The organism is Kitasatospora sp. NPDC058243 (genome assembly GCF_042882025.1).
Classification (GTDB): Bacteria; Actinomycetota; Actinomycetes; order Streptomycetales; family Streptomycetaceae; genus Kitasatospora.
The window spans coordinates 23,481-43,685 of the sequence record NZ_JBHVWW010000066.1; the positions used below are offsets into that span (position 1 = coordinate 23,481).

General features: G+C 70.9%; 16 protein-coding genes. 14 read left to right on the plus strand and 2 right to left on the minus strand.

All coding sequences use genetic code 11. The features are described from left to right. Window positions 1-27 precede the first annotated feature (27 nt). The 12 genes from panC (at window position 28) to ACFVX9_RS31845 (ending at window position 15,074) form a co-directional block, all read left to right on the plus strand. On the plus strand, window positions 28-933 hold the full coding sequence (panC, locus tag ACFVX9_RS31790) for a pantoate--beta-alanine ligase (RefSeq protein ID WP_380486283.1): 906 nt from the start codon (window positions 28-30) through the stop codon (window positions 931-933). Between the two features lie 103 nt (window positions 934-1,036). Continuing rightward, window positions 1,037-1,486 carry an aspartate 1-decarboxylase gene (panD, locus tag ACFVX9_RS31795; protein ID WP_380375893.1) on the plus strand — a complete coding sequence of 150 codons (450 nt, stop codon included), beginning with the start codon at window positions 1,037-1,039 and terminating at the stop codon, window positions 1,484-1,486. A 16-nt stretch (window positions 1,487-1,502) separates the two neighbouring features. Further along, a complete protein-coding gene (locus ACFVX9_RS31800) occupies window positions 1,503-3,176 on the plus strand; it encodes an L-aspartate oxidase (protein ID WP_387984829.1) in 1,674 nt (557 codons plus the stop codon). Window positions 3,177-3,180: 4 nt separating this feature from the next. Then, on the plus strand, window positions 3,181-4,152 hold the full coding sequence (gene nadC, locus ACFVX9_RS31805) for a carboxylating nicotinate-nucleotide diphosphorylase (protein ID WP_063348830.1): 972 nt from the start codon (window positions 3,181-3,183) through the stop codon (window positions 4,150-4,152). A gap of 29 nt (window positions 4,153-4,181) precedes the next feature. Next, complete coding sequence (locus tag ACFVX9_RS31810; protein ID WP_063348829.1) at window positions 4,182-4,967, plus strand: type III pantothenate kinase; 786 nt, start codon at window positions 4,182-4,184, stop codon at window positions 4,965-4,967. A 156-nt stretch (window positions 4,968-5,123) separates the two neighbouring features. Then, window positions 5,124-5,864, plus strand: a complete 741-nt coding sequence (locus ACFVX9_RS31815) for a hypothetical protein (RefSeq protein WP_079135799.1) — start codon at window positions 5,124-5,126, stop codon at window positions 5,862-5,864. Window positions 5,865-5,959: 95 nt separating this feature from the next. Next, the gene (gene lysX / locus ACFVX9_RS31820) at window positions 5,960-7,516 is read left to right on the plus strand and encodes a bifunctional lysylphosphatidylglycerol synthetase/lysine--tRNA ligase LysX (protein WP_079135798.1); all 1,557 of its coding nucleotides are present in this window, start codon (window positions 5,960-5,962) and stop codon (window positions 7,514-7,516) included. Between the two features lie 262 nt (window positions 7,517-7,778). Continuing rightward, entirely contained in the window at window positions 7,779-8,216 is a 438-nt protein-coding gene (locus tag ACFVX9_RS31825; protein ID WP_380375889.1) for a BlaI/MecI/CopY family transcriptional regulator, read from the plus strand. A gap of 10 nt (window positions 8,217-8,226) precedes the next feature. Next, window positions 8,227-8,763 carry an amino-acid N-acetyltransferase gene (locus ACFVX9_RS31830; protein ID WP_350878402.1) on the plus strand — a complete coding sequence of 179 codons (537 nt, stop codon included), beginning with the start codon at window positions 8,227-8,229 and terminating at the stop codon, window positions 8,761-8,763. A 91-nt stretch (window positions 8,764-8,854) separates the two neighbouring features. Next, window positions 8,855-9,205, plus strand: a complete 351-nt coding sequence (locus ACFVX9_RS31835) for an Lsr2 family protein (protein WP_063348825.1) — start codon at window positions 8,855-8,857, stop codon at window positions 9,203-9,205. 650 nt (window positions 9,206-9,855) lie between these two features. Continuing rightward, the gene (locus ACFVX9_RS31840; RefSeq protein WP_063348824.1) at window positions 9,856-12,375 is read left to right on the plus strand and encodes an ATP-dependent Clp protease ATP-binding subunit; all 2,520 of its coding nucleotides are present in this window, start codon (window positions 9,856-9,858) and stop codon (window positions 12,373-12,375) included. A gap of 341 nt (window positions 12,376-12,716) precedes the next feature. Next, window positions 12,717-15,074 carry an immune inhibitor A domain-containing protein gene (locus ACFVX9_RS31845; protein ID WP_380428620.1) on the plus strand — a complete coding sequence of 786 codons (2,358 nt, stop codon included), beginning with the start codon at window positions 12,717-12,719 and terminating at the stop codon, window positions 15,072-15,074. A gap of 99 nt (window positions 15,075-15,173) precedes the next feature. Here ACFVX9_RS31845 and ACFVX9_RS31850 read toward each other — a convergent pair whose 3' ends face one another. After that, a complete protein-coding gene (locus tag ACFVX9_RS31850) occupies window positions 15,174-16,367 on the minus strand; it encodes a threonine aldolase family protein (RefSeq protein ID WP_380375886.1) in 1,194 nt (397 codons plus the stop codon). Window positions 16,368-16,740: 373 nt separating this feature from the next. Between ACFVX9_RS31850 and ACFVX9_RS31855 the strand changes: the two genes are divergently transcribed. Continuing rightward, window positions 16,741-17,667, plus strand: coding sequence for a M23 family metallopeptidase (locus ACFVX9_RS31855; RefSeq protein ID WP_380486291.1), 927 nt, complete (start codon window positions 16,741-16,743; stop codon window positions 17,665-17,667). A gap of 68 nt (window positions 17,668-17,735) precedes the next feature. Here the strand turns inward: ACFVX9_RS31855 and ACFVX9_RS31860 are convergent, their stop codons facing one another. Continuing rightward, on the minus strand, window positions 17,736-18,371 hold the full coding sequence (locus tag ACFVX9_RS31860) for a TetR/AcrR family transcriptional regulator (RefSeq protein WP_380338056.1): 636 nt from the start codon (window positions 18,369-18,371) through the stop codon (window positions 17,736-17,738). Window positions 18,372-18,590: 219 nt separating this feature from the next. Between ACFVX9_RS31860 and ACFVX9_RS31865 the strand changes: the two genes are divergently transcribed. Then, window positions 18,591-20,192 (plus strand): MDR family MFS transporter, encoded by a 1,602-nt coding sequence (locus tag ACFVX9_RS31865; RefSeq protein ID WP_363617784.1) that lies wholly within the window; start codon window positions 18,591-18,593, stop codon window positions 20,190-20,192. The last annotated feature ends 13 nt before the right edge of the window (window positions 20,193-20,205 follow it).

The window sequence follows — 20,205 nt, forward strand, 5'->3', positions numbered from 1 at the left end:
CAGCCGAATGAGCGAAGGAGTGCAGGAATGGCGGGCAAAGCCCAGCGAAACAAGCCCCAGCGGGCGCCGAAGGTCCACCGGGCCGTCGTCACCCGCACCGTGGACGACTTCGAGGCCGCGTTCTGGCCGGACGAGCGCCCGGTCGACAACGCCGTCGTGATGACCATGGGCGCGCTGCACGAGGGCCACGCCGCGCTGATCCGGGCCGCCCGCAAGCAGGTCGGCCAGGAGGGCCGGGTCGCGGTGACGGTCTTCGTCAACCCGCTGCAGTTCGGCCCGGCCGAGGACCTGGAGCGCTACCCGCGCAGCCTGGACGAGGACGTGAAGCTGGCCGAGGAGAACGGCGCCGACGTGGTGTTCGCGCCCTCCGTCGACGAGGTGTACCCGAACGGCCGCCCGCAGGTGCGCCTGTCGGCCGGCCCGATGGGCGAGCGCTTCGAGGGCGCCACCCGCCCCGGCCACTTCGACGGCGTGCTGACCGTCGTCGCCAAGCTGCTGCACATCACCGACCCGGACTTCGCGTTCTTCGGCGAGAAGGACGCGCAGCAGCTCGCGATCATCCAGCGGATGGTCGCCGACCTGGACTTCGACGTCGAGGTGGTCGGGGTGCCGACCGCCCGCGAGGAGGACGGGCTGGCGCGCTCCTCGCGCAACCGCTACCTCTCCGCCGACGAGCGCGAGCAGGCCCTCGCCCTCTCCAAGGCGCTGTTCGCCGGCCGGGACGCCGCCGCCCAGGGCCCGAAGGCCGTCCGCGAGGCCGCCTCGGCGGTCCTGGACGCGGCCGAAGGCATCACCCTCGACTACCTCGCCCTGGTCGACCCGCACGACTTCAGCGAAGCGGCGGACGACTTCCAGGGCGCGGCGGTGCTGGCCGTCGCCGCGACGGTGGGTTCCACCCGCCTGATCGACAACGTCCACGTCATCTGCCGCTAGGTCCTGTCCGGCCGGACAGGACCTGGGCAGCCGGCCACCCAGCACGGAACCGTTCGGTAAGAGCTCCCCTTTAGGCATGCACTCACAGGAGGCGTGACCCGCAATGCTCCGCACCATGCTCAAGTCCAAGATCCACCGGGCCACCGTGACCCAGGCCGACCTGCACTACGTCGGCTCCGTCACGGTGGACGAGGACCTGCTCGACGCCGCCGACCTGCTCCCCGGCGAGCTGGTCCACATCGTCGACATCAACAACGGCGCCCGGCTGGAGACCTACACCATCGCCGGCCCGCGCGGCTCCGGCGTGATCGGCATCAACGGCGCCGCCGCCCGCCTGGTCCACCCCGGCGACCTGGTCATACTCATCGCCTACGGGCAGATGGACACGGCCGAGGCCAAGGGCTACGCACCGAGCATCGTCTTCGTGGACGAGCGGAACCGGATCACCGGCCTGGGCGGCGACCCCGCCGAGGCCCCGGAGGGCACCGGACTGCTCCGCGGCGACGAGGCGTACGGTGACGGCAACGGCGCGGCCCCGACCGCCGCGCGCTGAAGGAGCCACTGACGCCATGTCCGCCACGCACCGCCTCACCGCCCCGGCCCCCGGCTGGACCGCCACCACCGACGTGGTCGTGGTCGGCTCCGGGGTGGCCGGCCTCACCGTCGCCCTCAACGCCCGCAAGGCCGGTCTGCGGACCATGGTGGTCACCAAGGCGATGCTGGACGACGGCTCCACCCGCTGGGCCCAGGGCGGCATCGCGGCCGCCCTGGGCGAGGGCGACACCCCCGCGCAGCACCTGGACGACACCCTGGTGGCCGGCGCCGGGATCTGTGACGAGGAGGCCGTGCGCACCCTGGTCACCGAGGGCCCGGACGCCGTCCGCCGGCTGATCGCCGTCGGCGCCGCCTTCGACCGCGGCACCGACGGCGAGATCCTGCTCACCCGCGAGGGCGGCCACCACCGCCGCCGGATCGCGCACGCCGGCGGGGACGCCACCGGCGCCGAGATATCGCGAGCCCTGGTGGAAGCCGTCCGCAGCGACCCCGGCGTCGAGCTGATCGAGCACGCCCTCGTCCTCGACCTGCTCACCGACGCCGACGGGCACGCCGCCGGCCTCACCCTGCACGTGATGGGCGAGGGCCAGCGCGACGGCGTCGGCGCCGTCCGGGCCCGCGCGGTGGTGCTCGCCACCGGCGGCATGGGCCAGGTCTTCTCCGCCACCACCAACCCGGCGGTCTCCACCGGCGACGGCGTGGCGCTCGCCCTGCGGGCCGGCGCCGCCGTCACCGACCTGGAGTTCGTCCAGTTCCACCCGACCGTGCTCTGGCTCGGCCCGGAGGCCGAGGGCCAGCAGCCGCTGGTCTCCGAGGCGGTCCGCGGCGAGGGCGCCCACCTGGTGGACGCGCAGGGCACCCGCTTCATGCTCGGGCAGCACGAGCTGGCCGAACTGGCCCCGCGCGACATCGTCGCCAAGGCGATCACCCGGCGCATGCAGGAGCAGGGCGCCGAACACATGTACCTGGACGGGCGGCACTTCGGCGCCGAGATGTGGGAGCAGCGCTTCCCGACCATCCTCGCCTCCTGCCGCGCGCACGGCATCGACCCGGTCACCGAGCCGATCCCGGTCGCCCCGGCCGCGCACTACGCCTCCGGCGGCATCCGCACCGACCGGCACGGCCGCACCAGCGTCCCCGGCCTGTACGCCTGCGGCGAGGTCGCCTGCACCGGGGTGCACGGCGCCAACCGGCTGGCCTCCAACTCGCTGCTGGAGGGCCTGGTCTTCGCCGAGCGGATCGCCGCCGACCTCGCCGACCGGCACCGCCACGGCGCGCTGCCCGAGCGCGCCGTGGACGTCGCCGCCGCCCGCGCCGCACGGCCGGTGCCGCTGCCCGCCCCCGAGTCGCGCGCCGAGATCCAGCGGCTGATGTCGCGCGGCGCCGGCGTGCTGCGCTCGGCCGCCTCGATGGCCGGCGCCGCCGCCGGGCTGGCCCTGCTCGCCGAGCAGGCCCACGCGCACGTCGCCGAGGAGAAGCCCGCCGACCCGCGGGTGGAGACCTGGGAGGCCGCCAACCTGCTGCTGGTCTCCACCGCGCTGGTCGCGGCCGCCGCGCAGCGCGAGGAGACCCGCGGCTGCCACTGGCGCGAGGACTTCCCCGAGCGCGACGACGCCCACTGGCGGCGCCACCTGATCACCACCCTCACCGCCTCCGGCGACCCCGTCAGCACCCCTGAGGAGCAGTAGAACCATGACCCACTCCCACGAGGAACTCCCCCTGGCCGACGCCCAGGGCGGCTGCGGCGACGGCTGCGCCTGCGGGGACGGCGAGGGCTACGAGACCGGCCTGGACCCGCAGTTGGCCGAGCTGCTGGAGCAGGCCGGACTGGACCCGATCGAGGTCGAGGACATCGCCACCCTGGCGCTGGCCGAGGACCTGGCCGGCGGCGAGGACGTCACCTCGGTGGCCACCGTGCCCGCCGAGGCCGTCGCCACCGCCGACTTCACCGCCCGCCAGGCCGGCGTGGTGGCCGGCCTGCGGATCGCCGAGGCGGTCGTCTCGCTGATCTGCGAGGAGGAGTTCGAGGTCGAGCGGCACGTCCAGGACGGCGACCGGGTCGAGGCCGGCCAGGTGCTGCTGTCGGTCCGCTCCCGCACCCGCGACCTGCTCACCGCCGAGCGCAGCGCGCTCAACCTGCTCTGCCACCTGTCCGGCATCGCCACCGCGACCCGCGCCTGGGCCGACGCCCTGGAGGGCACCGGCGCCGTCGTCCGGGACACCCGCAAGACGACCCCGGGCCTGCGCGCGCTGGAGAAGTTCGCGGTGCGCTGCGGCGGCGGCGCCAACCACCGGATGGCCCTGTCCGACGCCGCCCTGGTCAAGGACAACCACGTGGTCGCGGCCGGCGGCGTCGCCGAGGCCTTCCGGGCCGTCAAGGCCGCCTACCCCGACCTGCCGGTCGAGATCGAGGTCGACACCCTGGAGCAGATCCCGCCGGTGCTGGCGGCCGGGGCCGACCTGATCCTGCTGGACAACTTCACCGTCCCGCAGCTGAAGGAGGCCGTCGAGCTGGTGGCCGGCCGGGCGAAGCTGGAGGCCTCCGGCGGCCTGACCCTGGCCACCGCGCGCGAGGTCGCCCAGACTGGTGTCGACTACCTGGCGGTGGGCGCGCTCACCCACTCCTCGCCGATCCTGGACATCGGCCTCGACCTGCGCGCCTGACCCTCGTCCCGACTCGCAGAAAGCGCCCCATGCTCCTCACCATCGACGTCGGCAACACCCAGACCACGCTCGGCCTGTTCGACGGCGAGGACGTGGTGGAACATTGGCGGATCTCGACTGATTCGCGCCGCACGGCCGATGAACTGGCAGTGCTGCTACAGGGGTTGATGGGCAACCACACCGCGGTCCGGGAGGCCGCGGTGGAGGGCCTGGCGATCTGCTCGTCCGTTCCCGCCGTGCTCCACGAGCTGCGCGAGGTGACCCGCCGCTACTACGGCGACGTCCCCGCGGTGATCGTGGAGCCCGGCGTGAAGACCGGGGTGCACGTCCTGATGGACAACCCCAAGGAGGTCGGCGCCGACCGGATCGTCAACGCCCTGGCCGCCAACCACCTGTACGGCGGCCCGTGCATCGTGGTCGACTTCGGCACCGCCACCACCTTCGACGCCGTCAACGCCCGCGGCGACTACGTGGGCGGCGCGATCGCCCCCGGCATCGAGATCTCGGTCGAGGCGCTCGGCCTCCGCGGCGCCCAACTGCGCAAGATCGAGCTGGCCAAGCCCCGCAACGTGATCGGCAAGAACACCGTCGAGGGCATGCAGTCCGGCATCCTGTACGGCTTCGCGGGCCAGGTCGACGGCCTGGTCGACCGGATGGCCAAGGAGCTGTCCAAGGACCCGGACGACGTCCAGGTGATCGCCACCGGCGGACTGGCCCCCCTCGTCCTCGGCGAGGCCTCCACCATCGACGTGCACGAGCCCTGGCTCACCCTGATCGGCCTGCGCCTGGTCTTCGAGCGCAACCGCCCGGCCTGACCGGCCCCCAGGACCCACCGTCGGCGCCCCCCGGTCCGTCCGGGGGGCGCCGACGCGCGTCCTCCCCCACCCCCGCGGCCGATTCCGCCGGGCCGAACGTGGGGCGTCGGCGCGACGCTACCGACAAATCGGATATTCCTCACGTAGTGTCAGCCCATGCCTACGCCACACGGATCGCGCGGCGGCATGGCCTTCAGCGCCGACGAAGTCCGCGTGCTGCGCCGCGCCCTCGCCCAAGCCCTGCACCCCGCCGTCCCCGTCCACCTCCAGCTCCCCGACCGTCCGGTGTTCGCCGGGCCGGGCGCCGAGCTGTGGGCGGAGGACGTCCAGGACGCGCTGCGTCTGACCGAGGCGATCGACGAGGCCGTCCAGGAGGGCGGCCGGCTGCGCGCCTTCCTGCTCGCCGACCTCGGGCGCTACCGGGCAGCCCTGCCCGGCAGTGCCCCCGGCTACCTGGAACGCCTGGAGGAGGCCGTGACCGACGGCTACCTGCCCGGCCCGGAGGACCTCACCGCGCTGCGCGGGCTGACCCGCCAGCCGTGCGGCCACGGCGAACGCGCCCGCCGCTCCCGGCTGGCCGGCCGCTGCCACGCGCTGGCCGAGGCCGCCGTCCGCGAACGGCTCGCCCTCACCACCGGGCAGCACCGCCACCTCGTCGTCGTACCGAGCCCCGCCGCACCCCCGAGCAGTCTCCCCACCCCTGTTGGAGGACGGATCACGATGAGCAGCACCGACTCCCCCGCCGAGCGGCCCACCGCCCCCCAGAACCCGCCCCGCCCGCACCGGATGCCCACCCCGGCCGAACTCTTCGGGCGCCGCCCCAAGCCCCCCGCCCACCCCGCGCCCCCGGCCGCCCCGGATCCCGACGAGATCGAACTCGCCACCGGCACCGGCTGAGCCGCCCGCGCCCGAGGAGGGGGACCGCCGACGCGGTCCCCCTCTTGTCGTTATCCCGTGGCGGAGCACGGTGTGTGGCTGGCTACCCTTGTGGGGTGAGCGATCAGAGCCCCATCCCCGCGACCGACGACCTTCCCGAGCAGATGCGCGTCCGGCGCGAGAAGCTGGACCGGCTCCGGGCGGCCGGTGTCGACCCCTACCCGGTCGGCTTCCCCCGCACCAGCACCATCGCGGACCTGCGCGCCAAGCACCCCGACCTGGAGCCCGACACCGCGACCGGTGAGCGGGCCGGCGTCACCGGCCGGGTGATCCTCTCCCGCACCGGCGGCAAGCTCTGCTTCGCCACGCTGCGCGACGGCACCGGCGACCTCCAGGTGATGTTCTCCCTGGACAAGCTGGGAGCGGAGCGGCTGGCGGCCTGGAAGACGGACATCGACCTGGGCGACCAGGTCGGCGTCGAGGGCGAGGTGATCACCTCCAAGCGCGGCGAGCTGTCCGTGATGGTGGACCGCTGGGAGCTCACCGCCAAGTGCCTGCGCCCGCTGCCGGACAAGCACAAGGGCCTGACCGACCCGGAGGCCCGGGTCCGCCAGCGGTACGTCGACCTGATCGTCAACCCCGAGGCCCGCGAGATCCTGCACCTGCGCAGCAAGGTGGTCCGCTCGATCCGCCGCACCTACGAGGACCGCGGCTACATCGAGGTCGAGACCCCGATGCTGCAGCCGGTGCACGGCGGCGCCAACGCCCGCCCGTTCAAGACGCACATCAACGCGTACGACATCGACCTCTACATGCGCATCGCCCCCGAGCTGTACCTCAAGCGGCTGGTGGTCGGCGGCGCCGAGAAGGTCTTCGAGATCAACCGCAACTTCCGCAACGAGGGCGCGGACTCCACCCACAACCCGGAGTTCACCTCGCTGGAGTCGTACGAGGCGTACGGCGACTACGACACCCAGGCCGAGCTGATCCGCGAGACGATCGTCAACGCGGCCCGGGACGCGCTGGGCACCACGGTGATCAAGGGCCTGGACGCGCACGGCGTGGAGCACGAGATCGACCTGGCCGAGCCGTGGGAGGAGGTCTCCGTCTACCCGGGCATCTCCGCCCGCCTGGGCGTCGAGGTCACCCCGGAGACCGGCGTCGAGGAGCTGCGCAAGCTGGCCTTCGACCACGGCATCCCGTTCGACAAGGACTGGGGCCACGGTCAGATCGTGCTGGAGATGGTCGAGCGCCTGCTGGAGGAGAACGCCGTCCGGCCGACCTTCATCAAGGACTACCCGACCGAGGTCTCCCCGCTGACCCGCCAGCACCGCTCGGTGCCGGGCGTGGCCGAGAAGTGGGACCTGGTGATCTTCGGTACCGAGATCGGCACCGCCTACTCCGAGCTGGTCGACCCGGTCGAGCAGCGCGCCCGCCTGACCGCGCAGTCCCTGCTGGCGGCCGGCGGCGACGTCGAGGCGATGCAGATCGACGAGGACTTCCTGCGGGCCCTGGAGTACGCGATGCCGCCGACCGGCGGCCTCGGCCTCGGGGTGGACCGCCTGATCATGCTGCTGACCGGCAAGAACATCCGGGAGACCGTGCTCTTCCCGCTGGTGAAGCCGGAGGCGAAGGCTTCCGCCGCGACGGCGGAGAAGACCGAGGAGGAGTGACTGATGGACTACGTCAGCGCGATCGTGCCGCCGCTGGTCATGGCGATCGGCTTCGGATTCCTGGTGCGGGCCATCATCCGCAGCCAGGGCGGAGCCCAGAAGGCCAAGGAAGACCTCGACTGACCCGCGAGCGAACCCGCGACTGACACCGTCAGCCGCCGAACCACCGACGCGCCGCCATTCCCGATTCCGGGGGTGGCGGCGCGCCGGTTTGGCGCACTTCACAAGATTTGCCCCATTCACTCCCTATCCTGGCCGCACTATGGTCCGGCAACTCGGTGAACTTGAGAACGCCATCATGACCCGGGTGTGGCGGTGGAACCGACCGGTGACGGTTCGCGAGGTTCTCCTGGATCTGCAGTCGGAACGCGAAATCGCGTACACCACGGTGATGACCGTCCTGGACAAGCTCCACAGAAAGGGCTGGCTGCGCCGCGAGCGGGTCGGCCGGGCCTATCGATATGAACCGGTCTCGTCCCGCGAGGCGTACACCGCGGCGCTGATGAACGACGCGTGGGCCACCAGTGACAATCCGGCCGCGGCCCTGGTGCACTTCTTCGGCCTGATGTCGCCCGGCCAGCGCGAGGCACTGCGGGACGCCTTGCGGGTCGCCGCTCTGTTCCCGTCGGATCCGGCCCCCGCCGAATCCGCGGAGCCGGGACCGGATACCGGGGAGACCCCGCCGGGCGCGACACGATAACGTCCCGGCCATGGAGGTCACCATCCGCCGTGCGCGGACCACGGACGTGCGGACCGTACGCGGGCTCATCGACGCCTACTCACGCGACGGCATTCTGCTCGACAAGCCCACAGTCACACTGTTCGAATCCGTCCAGGAGTTCTGGGTCGCCGAACGCGACGACACCGGTGCGGTGGTGGCCTGCGGCGCCCTGCACGTGATGTGGGAGGACCTGGCCGAAGTCCGCACGCTCGCCGTCGATCCGTCCTGCCGGGGCTTCGGGGTCGGACATCTGCTGCTGGAGAAGCTGCTGCAGACCGCACGCTGGCTCGGCGTCCGTCGGATTTTCTGCTTGACGTTCGAGGTTCCGTTCTTCGCGAAACACGGTTTCGTCGAGATCGGTGAGCTTCAGGAAACCGATGATGGTACGACAGACCCGGCGGCGATCGCTACGGATGTCTATGAAGAACTTCTCCGCTCGTACGATGAAGGTGTCGCGGAGTTCCTTGACCTGGAGCGGGTGAAGCCCAACACACTGGGCAACTCGCGCATGCTGCTGCACCTCTGAGCGGCTCCGCGCCGGTCAAGGGTTTGTGTTTTCCGGAGAAAGGCGCTTTCCTTTCCTTAGGCAATGGGTCGTTTAGCGGAAAGGGAAGCCCGTGGCACAGAGGGTGCAGGTCATTCTTGAAGACGATCTCGACGGTGGTTCGGCGGACGAGACGGTGACGTTCGCGCTCGACGGCGTTGCCTACGAGATCGACCTGAAGAGCGCCAACGCGGACAAGCTGCGCGGTCTGCTGGCGCCGTACGTGGAGAAGGGCCGCAAGCAGAGCGGCCGGCTCGCCGGCCCGCGGCGCCCGGGTCGCGGCACCGCGCCGCGCCCCTCCGGCAGCGCGCCGGACACCGCGAAGATCCGCGCGTGGGCCAAGGAGCAGGGCATGGAGGTCAACGACCGCGGCCGGGTGCCGAGCACCGTCCGCGAGGCCTACGACAAGGCCAACGCGTCCTGACCCCGGCGCCGCCGGAACGCCGGAGCGGATGCGGGGCCCCGGCGGCCGCACACGGCGCCGACGACACACGCGCGGGGCGCGGAGGACTCTCCTCCGCGCCCCGCGGCGCGCACCCCGGGGGCCGCAGCAGCACCGGTACCGGGGGGCGTCCGGGGCGCGGGCTCGGGCGGCGGAACAATCACGAGCTGTGCAACGCTGTAAGGGCGAAGCGGTAACGCCGGCACCACCGGGCGGCGTACCTGCCGCACCGGCCGTGCCGAACCGCCGTCGCCGCGACGCGACTTCTCGCCAGGCGAACACCGCCACCGCGGAAACTGCGCGAGAAGCGCCCCGATACCGGGTATGAATGCAGGTGGACGGGTTCTCGGACCCGTCCAGGGGCAGCATGCGTGACCGGCCGGAGACGGCCCGGCTCCGCCCCGGCGGTTCTTGTTCGCCGATGGCGTAGCGGTATCCGGTGCATCCGGGCCACCTGTGGGAACACCGTTTCCCAGCATCAGGTTGGGATTGGTGTCGGATGGTCGCGCAGCATCTCGCTCCCGTACCGGGGAGTGAATCCGTGGGCCGCGCCGCTGAGCGGGACTAGCATGCGGAAGGACAGGGCGGGGACCGACCCCGAACTGCCCGACCGCTCTGAGGAGCGATAAACGATGTTCGAGAGGTTCACCGACCGCGCGCGGCGGGTTGTCGTCCTGGCTCAGGAAGAAGCCCGGATGCTCAACCACAACTACATCGGCACCGAGCACATCCTCCTGGGTCTGATCCACGAGGGCGAGGGCGTCGCCGCCAAGGCCCTGGAGAGCCTCGGGATTTCCCTTGAGGCCGTGCGCCAGCAGGTCGAGGAGATCATCGGCCAGGGGCAGCAGGCCCCGTCCGGCCACATCCCCTTCACCCCGCGGGCGAAGAAGGTCCTGGAGCTGTCGCTCCGGGAGGCGCTGCAGCTCGGCCACAACTACATCGGCACCGAGCACATCCTGCTCGGTCTGATCCGCGAGGGCGAGGGCGTCGCCGCCCAGGTCCTGGTCAAGCTGGGCGCCGACCTCAACCGGGTGCGCCAGCAGGTCATCCAGCTGCTCTCCGGCTACCAGACCGGCGGCGGCAAGGAGTCGGCCACGGCCGGCGGGCCCGCCGAGGGCACCCCGTCGACCTCGCTGGTCCTGGACCAGTTCGGCCGCAACCTCACCCAGGCCGCCCGCGAGGCCAAGCTCGACCCGGTCATCGGGCGCGAGAAGGAGATCGAGCGGGTCATGCAGGTGCTGTCCCGCCGCACCAAGAACAACCCGGTCCTGATCGGCGAGCCCGGCGTGGGCAAGACCGCCGTGGTCGAGGGCCTGGCGCAGGCGATCGTCAAGGGCGAGGTCCCGGAGACGCTCAAGGACAAGCAGCTCTACACGCTGGACCTGGGCGCCCTGGTGGCCGGCTCGCGCTACCGCGGTGACTTCGAGGAGCGCCTGAAGAAGGTGCTCAAGGAGATCCGCACCCGCGGCGACATCATCCTGTTCATCGACGAGCTGCACACCCTGGTCGGCGCGGGCGCCGCCGAGGGCGCCATCGACGCCGCCAGCATCCTCAAGCCGATGCTGGCCCGCGGCGAGCTGCAGACCATCGGTGCCACCACCCTGGACGAGTACCGCAAGCACCTGGAGAAGGACGCCGCGCTGGAGCGCCGCTTCCAGCCGATCCAGGTCGCCGAGCCGTCGCTGCCGCACACCATCGAGATCCTCAAGGGTCTGCGCGACCGCTACGAGGCCCACCACCGGGTCTCCATCACGGACTCCGCGCTGGTCGCCGCCGCCACCCTGGCCGACCGCTACATCTCGGACCGCTTCCTGCCGGACAAGGCGATCGACCTGATCGACGAGGCCGGCTCCCGAATGCGCATCCGCCGGATGACCGCGCCGCCGGACCTGCGCGAGTTCGACGAGAAGATCGCCGACGTGCGCCGCGAGAAGGAGAGCGCGATCGACGCGCAGGACTTCGAGAAGGCCGCGTCCCTGCGCGACGACGAGAAGCAGCTCCTCCAGGCCAAGGCCAAGCGCGAGAAGGAGTGGAAGGCCGGCGACATGGACGTCGTCGCGGAGGTCAACGAGGAGCTCATCGCCGAGGTCCTGGCCACCGCCACCGGCATCCCGGTCTTCAAGCTGACCGAGGAGGAGACCTCGCGGCTGCTGCGCATGGAGGACGAGCTGCACAAGCGCGTCATCGGCCAGAAGGACGCCATCAAGGCGCTCTCCCAGGCCATCCGGCGCACCCGTGCGGGCCTCAAGGACCCGAAGCGCCCCGGCGGCTCGTTCATCTTCGCCGGCCCGTCCGGCGTCGGTAAGACCGAGCTGTCCAAGACGCTCGCCGAGTTCCTCTTCGGCGACGAGGACGCGCTGATCGCGCTCGACATGTCCGAGTTCTCCGAGAAGCACACCGTCTCCCGGCTCTTCGGTTCGCCCCCCGGATACGTGGGCTACGAGGAGGGCGGCCAGCTGACCGAGAAGGTCCGCCGCAAGCCGTTCTCCGTCGTCCTCTTCGACGAGGTCGAGAAGGCCCACCCGGACATCTTCAACTCGCTGCTGCAGATCCTGGAGGACGGTCGCCTGACCGACTCCCAGGGCCGCGTGGTCGACTTCAAGAACACCGTCATCATCATGACGACCAACCTCGGCACCCGGGACATCTCCAAGGGCTTCAACCTGGGCTTCGCGGCCACGGGTGACTCCACGACCGGGTACGAGCGGATGAAGGCGAAGGTCGGCGAGGAGCTCAAGCAGCACTTCCGCCCCGAGTTCCTGAACCGCGTCGACGACATCGTGGTGTTCCACCAGCTGTCCGAGGAAGACATCATCCAGATCGTCGACCTGATGATCGACAAGGTGGACGGCCGCCTCAAGGACAAGGACATGGGCCTGGAGCTCAGCGTCGAGGCCAAGAAGCTGCTGGCCAAGCGCGGCTACGACCCGATCCTGGGTGCCCGGCCGCTGCGTCGCACCATCCAGCGCGAGATCGAGGACCACCTCTCCGAGAAGATCCTCTTCGGCGAGCTGCGGGCCGGCCACATCGTGGTCGTCGGTGTCGAGGGTGAGGGCAAGGAGGCCAAGTTCACCTTCCGCGGTGAGGAGAAGTCGGCCGTCGCGGACACCCCGGCCGAGGTCGCCTCGTCCGGTCCGGACCTGACGAAGTAGCAACATTTAACAGACAACTTCACAGCTACCGAGCCCCCGGCGTCCGCGCCGGGGGCTCGGTGCGTTCCGGTCGGCCGGACCGGGGGTGCCCGTGGGCGAGGGCGGATGGCCTCGCGGCGGGCTGGTGCGGGTGCGTCCGATTTCTCAGTAAGCTTTAACGGACATACGGTTGACATATGGTCAGCTGATGGGAAGTTGCGCAGGATAGCGCCGTGGCCATGTCATGGTCAAGGGCTATCTTTTTTGTCCACGCTTGTATCAAATGACGTCCACCTGTCTTTCATTTTGGTTTGCCGGGCTTTGGCCAAGAGCTGGCCCCGGTCGGGGAGGACGTCACAACTTTGAAGAACATCAGGAGATCCGCTGCGGCTGCCACGGCCGCAGCGGTCATAGTCGCGCTCGGCGCGGGCCTGTTCCCGGCCACCGCCGTCGCCGCGGGCTCGGCTCCCGCACCCAGGGACCCGGCCGACGCCGTCCAGTCCGCCAACATCGAGCACAACCTGCCGGGCCCGCTGACCGAGAAGGTCGAGGCCGAGCAGAAGGCCGCCACCGAGCAGCTGATCGCGGGCACCGCCCAGGTCGAGCAGCACAACGGCAGCAGCAGCATCAAGCTGGGCAAGGACAAGTACGTGGAGCTCGGTCGCGAGCGCACGGACAAGATCTTCACCATCCTCGTCGACTTCGGCGACCAGGTGGACAACACCACCAAGACCGCAGACGGCAAGGTCATGTACGGCGGTGAGGCCGGCCCGAAGCACAACGAGATCGAGAAGCCGGACCGCGCCAACGACAACTCGACCGCCTGGCAGGCCGACTACAACCAGCAGCACTTCCAGGAGCTGTACTTCTCCAAGGACAAGCCCTCGCTGAAGACCTTCTACGAGAAGCAGTCCTCGGGCCGCTACTCGGTCGACGGCGTGGTCTCGGACTGGGTGCGGGTGCCGTGGAACGAGGCCCGGTACGGCTCGGACTACTGCGGCTCCAACGTCTGCGACAGCGCCCAGGACCTGATCCGCGACGCCGTGGACATCTGGTACAAGGACCAGCTGGCCAAGGGGCAGACCAAGGAGCAGCTCAAGGCCACCCTGGCGTCGTACGACCAGTGGGACCGCTACGGTTCCCACAACGACGGGAACTTCAACCAGCCCGACGGGTACATCGACCACTTCCAGATCGTGCACGCCGGTGAGGACAAGTCGGCCGGCGGCGGCAAGCAGGGCAGCAAGGCCCTGTGGGCCCACCGCGCCTACGCCTACGGCAACCTGAACGGCCAGGCGGGCCCGGCCGACAACAAGCTCGGCGGCGTCCAGGTCGGCGACTCCGGCTTCTGGATCGGCGACTACACGATGCAGCCGGAGAACGGCGGCCTCGGCGTCTTCGCCCACGAGTACGGCCACGACCTCGGTCTGCCGGACCTCTACGACACCGCCGGCACCGGCATCGACAACTCGGTCGGCTTCTGGTCGCTGATGTCCTCCGGTTCCTGGCTCGGCGAGGGCAAGGGCGCCATCGGCGACATGCCGAACGACCTCGACGCCTGGAGCAAGCTCAAGCTCGGCTGGCTGAAGTTCGACAAGGCCAAGGCCGGCACCGAGTCGACCCACCACATCGGCCCGGTCGAGTACAACAGCAGCCTCCCGCAGGCCCTGGTCGTCGAGCTGCCGAAGAAGACCATCCCCACCGACATCAACAAGCCCGCTTCGGGCAAGAGCGAGTGGTGGAGCGGCAGCGCCGACAACTTGAACGTCACGCTCACCCGTGACATCGACCTGACCGGCAAGACCAAGGCCAGCCTGAACGCCAAGGCCTGGTACGAGCTGGAGGCGAACTTCGACTACGCCTTCGCCGAGGTCTCCACCGACGGCGGCACCAACTGGACCGCCCTGGACGGCACCTGGAACGGCAAGCCGATCACGAAGGACGCCGGCGGCCGCGCGGCCCTGACCGGCCTCACCGCCGCCTGGGGCGACGTGTCCTTCTCGCTGGACGCCTACGCCGGCAAGGCCGTCAAGGTCCGCTTCCACAACACCACCGACGGTGGCCTGCACTACCGCGGCTTCGCCGTCGACGACATCTCGGTGACCGCCGACGGTTCGACGATCTTCAGCGACGACGTCGAGAACGGTGACAACGGCTGGGTGGCCAAGGGCTTCACCCGCTTCGCCGGCAGCTACACCAAGGACTACGGGCAGTACTACATCGCGGAGAACCGCCAGTACGTCTCCTTCGACCAGACCCTGAAGACCGGCCCGTACAACTTCGGTTGGGGCAACAGCCGGCCGAAGTGGGTCGAGTACTACCCGTACCAGCCCGGTCTGCTGATCTGGTTCTGGGACGAGTCGCAGCCCAACAACAACGTCAGCGCCCACCCGGGCCACGGTCTGATCCTGCCGATCGACTCGCACCCGACCCCGCTCAAGTGGAGCGACGGCGCCCTGCTGCGTCCGCGCATGCAGGGTTACGACTCGACCTTCGGCTCGCGCAAGACCAGCCAGCTGACCCTGCACAAGAACGGCGTCGAGACGGTCGTCCCGAAGGCCAAGGGTGTCGACGAGTTCTCGGACCTGAAGTCGTGGTGGTCCAAGGACAACCCGTACAGCGGCGTGGACGTCCCGAAGACCGGTACCAGCATCGAGGTCGAGAACGAGTCCTCGAACTACCTGGAGACCTGGATCCGGGTCCGCCCGGTCGACAACTGATCGGTCGAGCAGTAGCGATCAGCCTGTGACCAGGCGGTTCTGACCCACCACGTCCGGCCCGTCCCCGCATCGCGCGGGGGCGGGCCGGACGCTTTCCGGTCAGGCCCCGCCGCGGCTCCCGCCGGCCCCGGCGCCCCGGGCCGGCAGCCGGTCCAGGAAGGCGGCGGCCGCCTCGGCGACGTCCGCCGGCGTCCAGTCGAGCGCGGACGCCGACACCGTGACCTCCGTCATCGCCAGGCCCGGCAGGTCCCGCTCGCGCCAGCCGCCGAACAGGGCGACCCCGGTCTCCTCGGCCAGCCCCAGCCCGGCCTCGTCCAACTCCCCGGCGGCGTACGGCAGCCAGAGCTGGAACTGGTGGGTGTGCGGCGGGGCCGGGTGCACCCGGGCGCCGGGGACCGCCGCGAAGGCCGCGTCCAGCGCCTCGGCGACCACCTTGGCGTGCGTCACGTACCGCTCCAGCAGCGGGAGTCGGGCATCCAGCCCGGCCAGCGCGGCGAGCGCCGCCGGCCACTGCTGGTAGAGCTGGCCGCCGTACCGGTGCCGCCAGGCCTTGGCGGTGCGGACGAAGCCCCGCGAACCGGCCAGCGCGGCGCCGCTGATGCCGCCGAGCGTCTTGTAGAAGGACACGTAGACCGAGTCGGCCAGCGCGACGATCTCCGGCAGCGGGTGCCCGAGGTGGAACACCGACTCCCAGATCCGGGCACCGTCCAGGTGCAGGGCCGCGCCGCACTCCTCCCGGACGACCCCGGCCAGCGCCGCCAGCTCCGCCCAGTCGGGCAGCACGAAGCCGGCCTCGCGCAGCGGCAGCTCCAGGCTGAGCGCGGCGTACGGCTCGTCGAAGGAGCGCAGCTCCGCGACGGTGGGCTGGCGCGGGGCCATGGTCGGCCAGACGCTGCGCAGGCCGGTCAGCACGCCGAGCGCGTGCCGCTCGTGCTGGTCGGTGTGGGCCAGCGGGTGGGTCGCGACGGTGCGCAGCCCGGCCGCCTCGGCGTGGATCCGCAGGGCGACCTGCTGGGCCATGGTGCCGGTGGGGAAGAAGGCCGCGTCCTCGGTGCCGAGCAGGTCGGCGACCGTGCGTTCCAGGGTGCGGACCACGCCGTCGCCGTACTGGTCCGGGCGGTGGTCCAGGTCGTGGCCGCCGCCCTCCCCCGCGAGGGCTGCGAGGCGTTCGCGCATGCTCTGCGGCCGGTCGCCGGACAGGATCCGCTCGCAGCCGCGCAGGGCGGCGAAGCGGCGGTCCGGCAGGCTCGGGCGGTCATTGCCGTCGAGGTCTTCGCTCCTGTTGCCATACATGCGTCGATGGTCCCCCAGCGGGCCCGCCAGGTCAGCGGAGCGGACGGCGGAAAGGGGTGTGCGGCCGACCCAAACCCTGGATGGGCGTGGCGCTGGTCACACCGGCCGGGCTCCCGCCGGGCGCGGTACGACCGGCGGTAGTAGCCCGGCCGCGGGCGCGGGCGGCCTGCCGCGGACCGGTGACAGACGATCGAATCTCATGATCATTACTCCGTCAGCTTGAATCTCCGGCGCAACGCCGACTACACGCCGTAGTACGTCACGCCGTTTGGGACTCCGCTCGGTGACCGTTACACCTGAGTGGTCCCCCGCTCAGCACGCGCCCGAACGGGCACTTCGTGCTGCCCTCGTCCACCGTGAGGTACGGCTACCGATGTCCTCTGTCCCGCCCGTGGGGCCGGTCCTGCGCCGGCTCGCCGCCCGTACGGCGGCCCAGGCGGCGGCCTGGCAGCCCCGGCTCGGCCATGCCGCCCGCACCCATGCCGCGCCGCTGCGCGCGCTCGCCGCGCCCCGGCACCCGCTGCCCGGCGGGCACCCGCAGGCCGAACGGGAGCGCGCGGTGGTCGCCGCCGGGGCGGCCGCGGTACTGCTCGCCGGCGCGCTGCTGGTGGCCGCGCCCGGCAGCGCCTCGGCGCAGACCGTCCGGCCCACCACGCCCGGCAGCTCGGCCTTCACCGCGCCGCAGGCCGCCGTGCCCAGCCCGGGGCTGGTCCAGGTGGCCGGGCCGAGCCCGTACCGGCTGCCGAACGACGGCGACTCGGCGCAGGAGTTCGTGGCGGTGGCCGCCAACCTGCTGCCGGTGGAGCCGCCCGTCGCCGGCGCGCCGGCCGAGGCCCCCGCGCCGGGGCCCGAGGCCGCGCCCGCACCGGAGCCGGCTCCGGCTCCGGCTCCGGAGTGGTCGGCCCCGGTGCCGGACGCGCCGACCAGCAATCCGTACGGGGCGGCCAACTCCGAGTACGCCGCCGGATACCACACCGGGGTGGACTTCGCGGTCGACCCGGGCACTCCGCTGCTGGCGGTCGGGAACGCGACCGTGGTGTCGGCCGGCTGGGACGGCTCGTACGGCAAGGAGGTCGTGCTGCGGCTGGCGGACGGGCACTACGCGCAGTACGCGCACCTGTCCTCGCTCGGGGTCGCGGCCGGGGACCAGGTGTCGGCCGGCGAGCAGATCGGGCGGTCCGGGAGCACCGGCAACTCGACCGGGCCCCATCTGCACTTCGAGATCCGCACCAGCAACCGCTACGGCGCGGTGGTGAACCCGATCGCGTTCCTCGCGGGGCACGGCGTCACCGACTTCTGAGTCCGGCCCCGGCTACCGGTCCGCCCGCCTGCCCGACTGCCCGACTGCCCGACTGCCTGCCCGTCCGCTCAGGAGTGGGCGGGGGCCGGGTGGCCGATCCGGCCGCCGATCTCCAGCGCGACCTCCCGGGCCGCCCCGATCGCGTCCTCCAGGGTGGCCGCCGGCGGCCAGGGCTCGCCCCACACGTTGTCGCCGTGGTCGCAGTCCGCGGTGTCCTGCTTGAGCAGGAACATCGCCGAGTGGACGGTGAACAGCGACATCGTGGCGCGCAGCCGCTCCCGGAAGTCGGCGTCCGGCCCGTGCACCAGCTGGATCATCGTGATCATGCGGTCCTTGAACGCCAGCCCGGCCGCGGACTCGCGCAGCGCGGGCTGGTTCTCGTGGAAGAAGCGCAGCAGCGGCGCCCGCTCGGCCATCCCGTCCGCGAAGCGGCGGATCAGCTCGTCGCGCATCTCCGGGCTCCAGGACTGCTGCCGGCCCCACGCGATGGTCTCGTCGATCGGCGCGGCCATCCGCTCCACGATGCCCAGGACGATGTCGTCCTTGGTCTTGAAGTGGTAGTAGAGCGCGGCCTTGGTGACGCCGAGGCGGTCGGCGATCTCGCGCAGCGAGGTCTGCTCGTAGCCCTGCTCGGAGAAGAGCTCCAGGGACACCTCGATGATGCGGGACCGCGTGTCGCTGCGGGGGCTGTGCGGAGTGCCCATGGCCTGCCTCATGAGTGCGTCGGTGACTGCTGCGGACCCCGGTGGCGTCCGCCCCGGGCCTATTCTCCCTGCCCAGGCAGCCGGGCGGGAAACTGGCTTGACGACCGGCTAGTAAACAACTTACCGTGCCGACGGTCCACAAACTAGCCGGGCGTCAAGTAAGTGAATCACTGCGCGGCCTCCGCCCGTCCGAAACACCCCTCCGGGAGACACCACCTCATGTCACAGTCCAAGACCACCGGCCCGGTACCGGAGGAGAAGTCAGCCGAGGAGGAGCAGCCGCGGTCACCCCGCGAGATCCGCCTCGTCATGGTCGGCCTGGTCGTCACCATGCTGCTGGCCATGCTCGACAACCTGATCGTCGGCACCGCGATGCCGACCATCGTCGGCGACCTCGGCGGCGCCGAGCACCGGTCCTGGGTGGTCACCGCCTACACCCTGACCACCGCCGCCTCCACCCCGATCTGGGGCAAGCTCGGCGACATGTACGGCCGCAAGGGCAGCTTCCTCACCTCGATCGTGATCTTCCTGGTGGGCTCGGCACTGTCCGGTCTGTCGCAGAACATGACCGAGCTGATCGGCTTCCGCGCCGTACAGGGCCTGGGTGCCGGCGGTCTGATGGTCGGCGTCATGTCGATCATGGGCGCACTCGTCCCGCCGCGCGACCGCGGCAAGTACCAGGGCATGTTCGCCGCGGTGATGGCCCTCGCCACCGTCGGCGGCCCGCTGGTCGGCGGCTTCATCACCGACCACCTGAGCTGGCACTGGACCTTCTACATCAACCTGCCGCTCGGCGTGGTCGCGCTCGCCGTGGTCATCGTCACCCTGAAGCTGCCGAAGGTCCGCAACACGGCCCGGATCGACTACCTGGGCGCGATATTGCTCACCACCGGCATCACCTCGCTGGTGCTGATGACCACCTGGGGCGGCCAGCAGTACGCCTGGGGCTCCAATGAGATCCTCGGCCTGATCGCGCTCTCCGTCGCCTCGCTGATCGGCTTCTGCTACGTGGAGCAGCGTGTCGAGGAGCCGATGCTGCCGCTGGCCCTGTTCAAGAACCTGAACTTCACCCTGGTCTCGATCATCGGCTTCATCGTCGGCTTCGTGATGTTCGGCTCGACCTTCTTCCTGCCGTTCTACCAGCAGATCGTCCAGGGTGCCTCGGCGACCAACTCCGGTCTGCTGCTGATGCCGTTGATGTTCGGCATGCTGGTGGTCTCGCTGGTGGTCGGCCAGGCCGTCACCAGGACCGGGAAGTACCGGATCTACCCGATCATCGGCACCATCGTGATGACCGGTGGCATGATCCTGCTCTCCACCATGGGCGTCGGGACCAGCAGCTTCACCTCGGCCTGCTGGATGGTCGTGCTCGGCGCCGGCATGGGCTTCCTGATGCAGATCACCATGCTGGTCGCCCAGAACAGCGTCGAGCTCAAGGACATGGGCGTGGCCAGCTCCACCGCCACCCTGTTCCGCACCATCGGCGGCTCCTTCGGTGTCGCGCTGTTCGGCGCGCTGTTCAACAACCGGGTGAAGGACACCATGACCGCGCGGCTGGGCGAGCAGGCCTCGGCCGGCGGCGGGGCCAAGGACCCGGGCGAGATGAGCCCGGCCGAACTGCGCAAGCTGCCGGAGCACGTCCAGGACGCCTTCCACCACGCGGTGTCCAACGGCACTCACACCGTCTTCCTGTGGGGCGCCGGGTTGGCCGTGGTCGCGATCGCCGCCGCGGTGTTCATGCGCGAGGTGCCGCTGCGCGGTACCGGCACGGGCAAGGCGGACAAGTCCGCCGAGGCCTCGCTGGAGGCGGCGGCCGTCTGACCGCCCTCCCGCC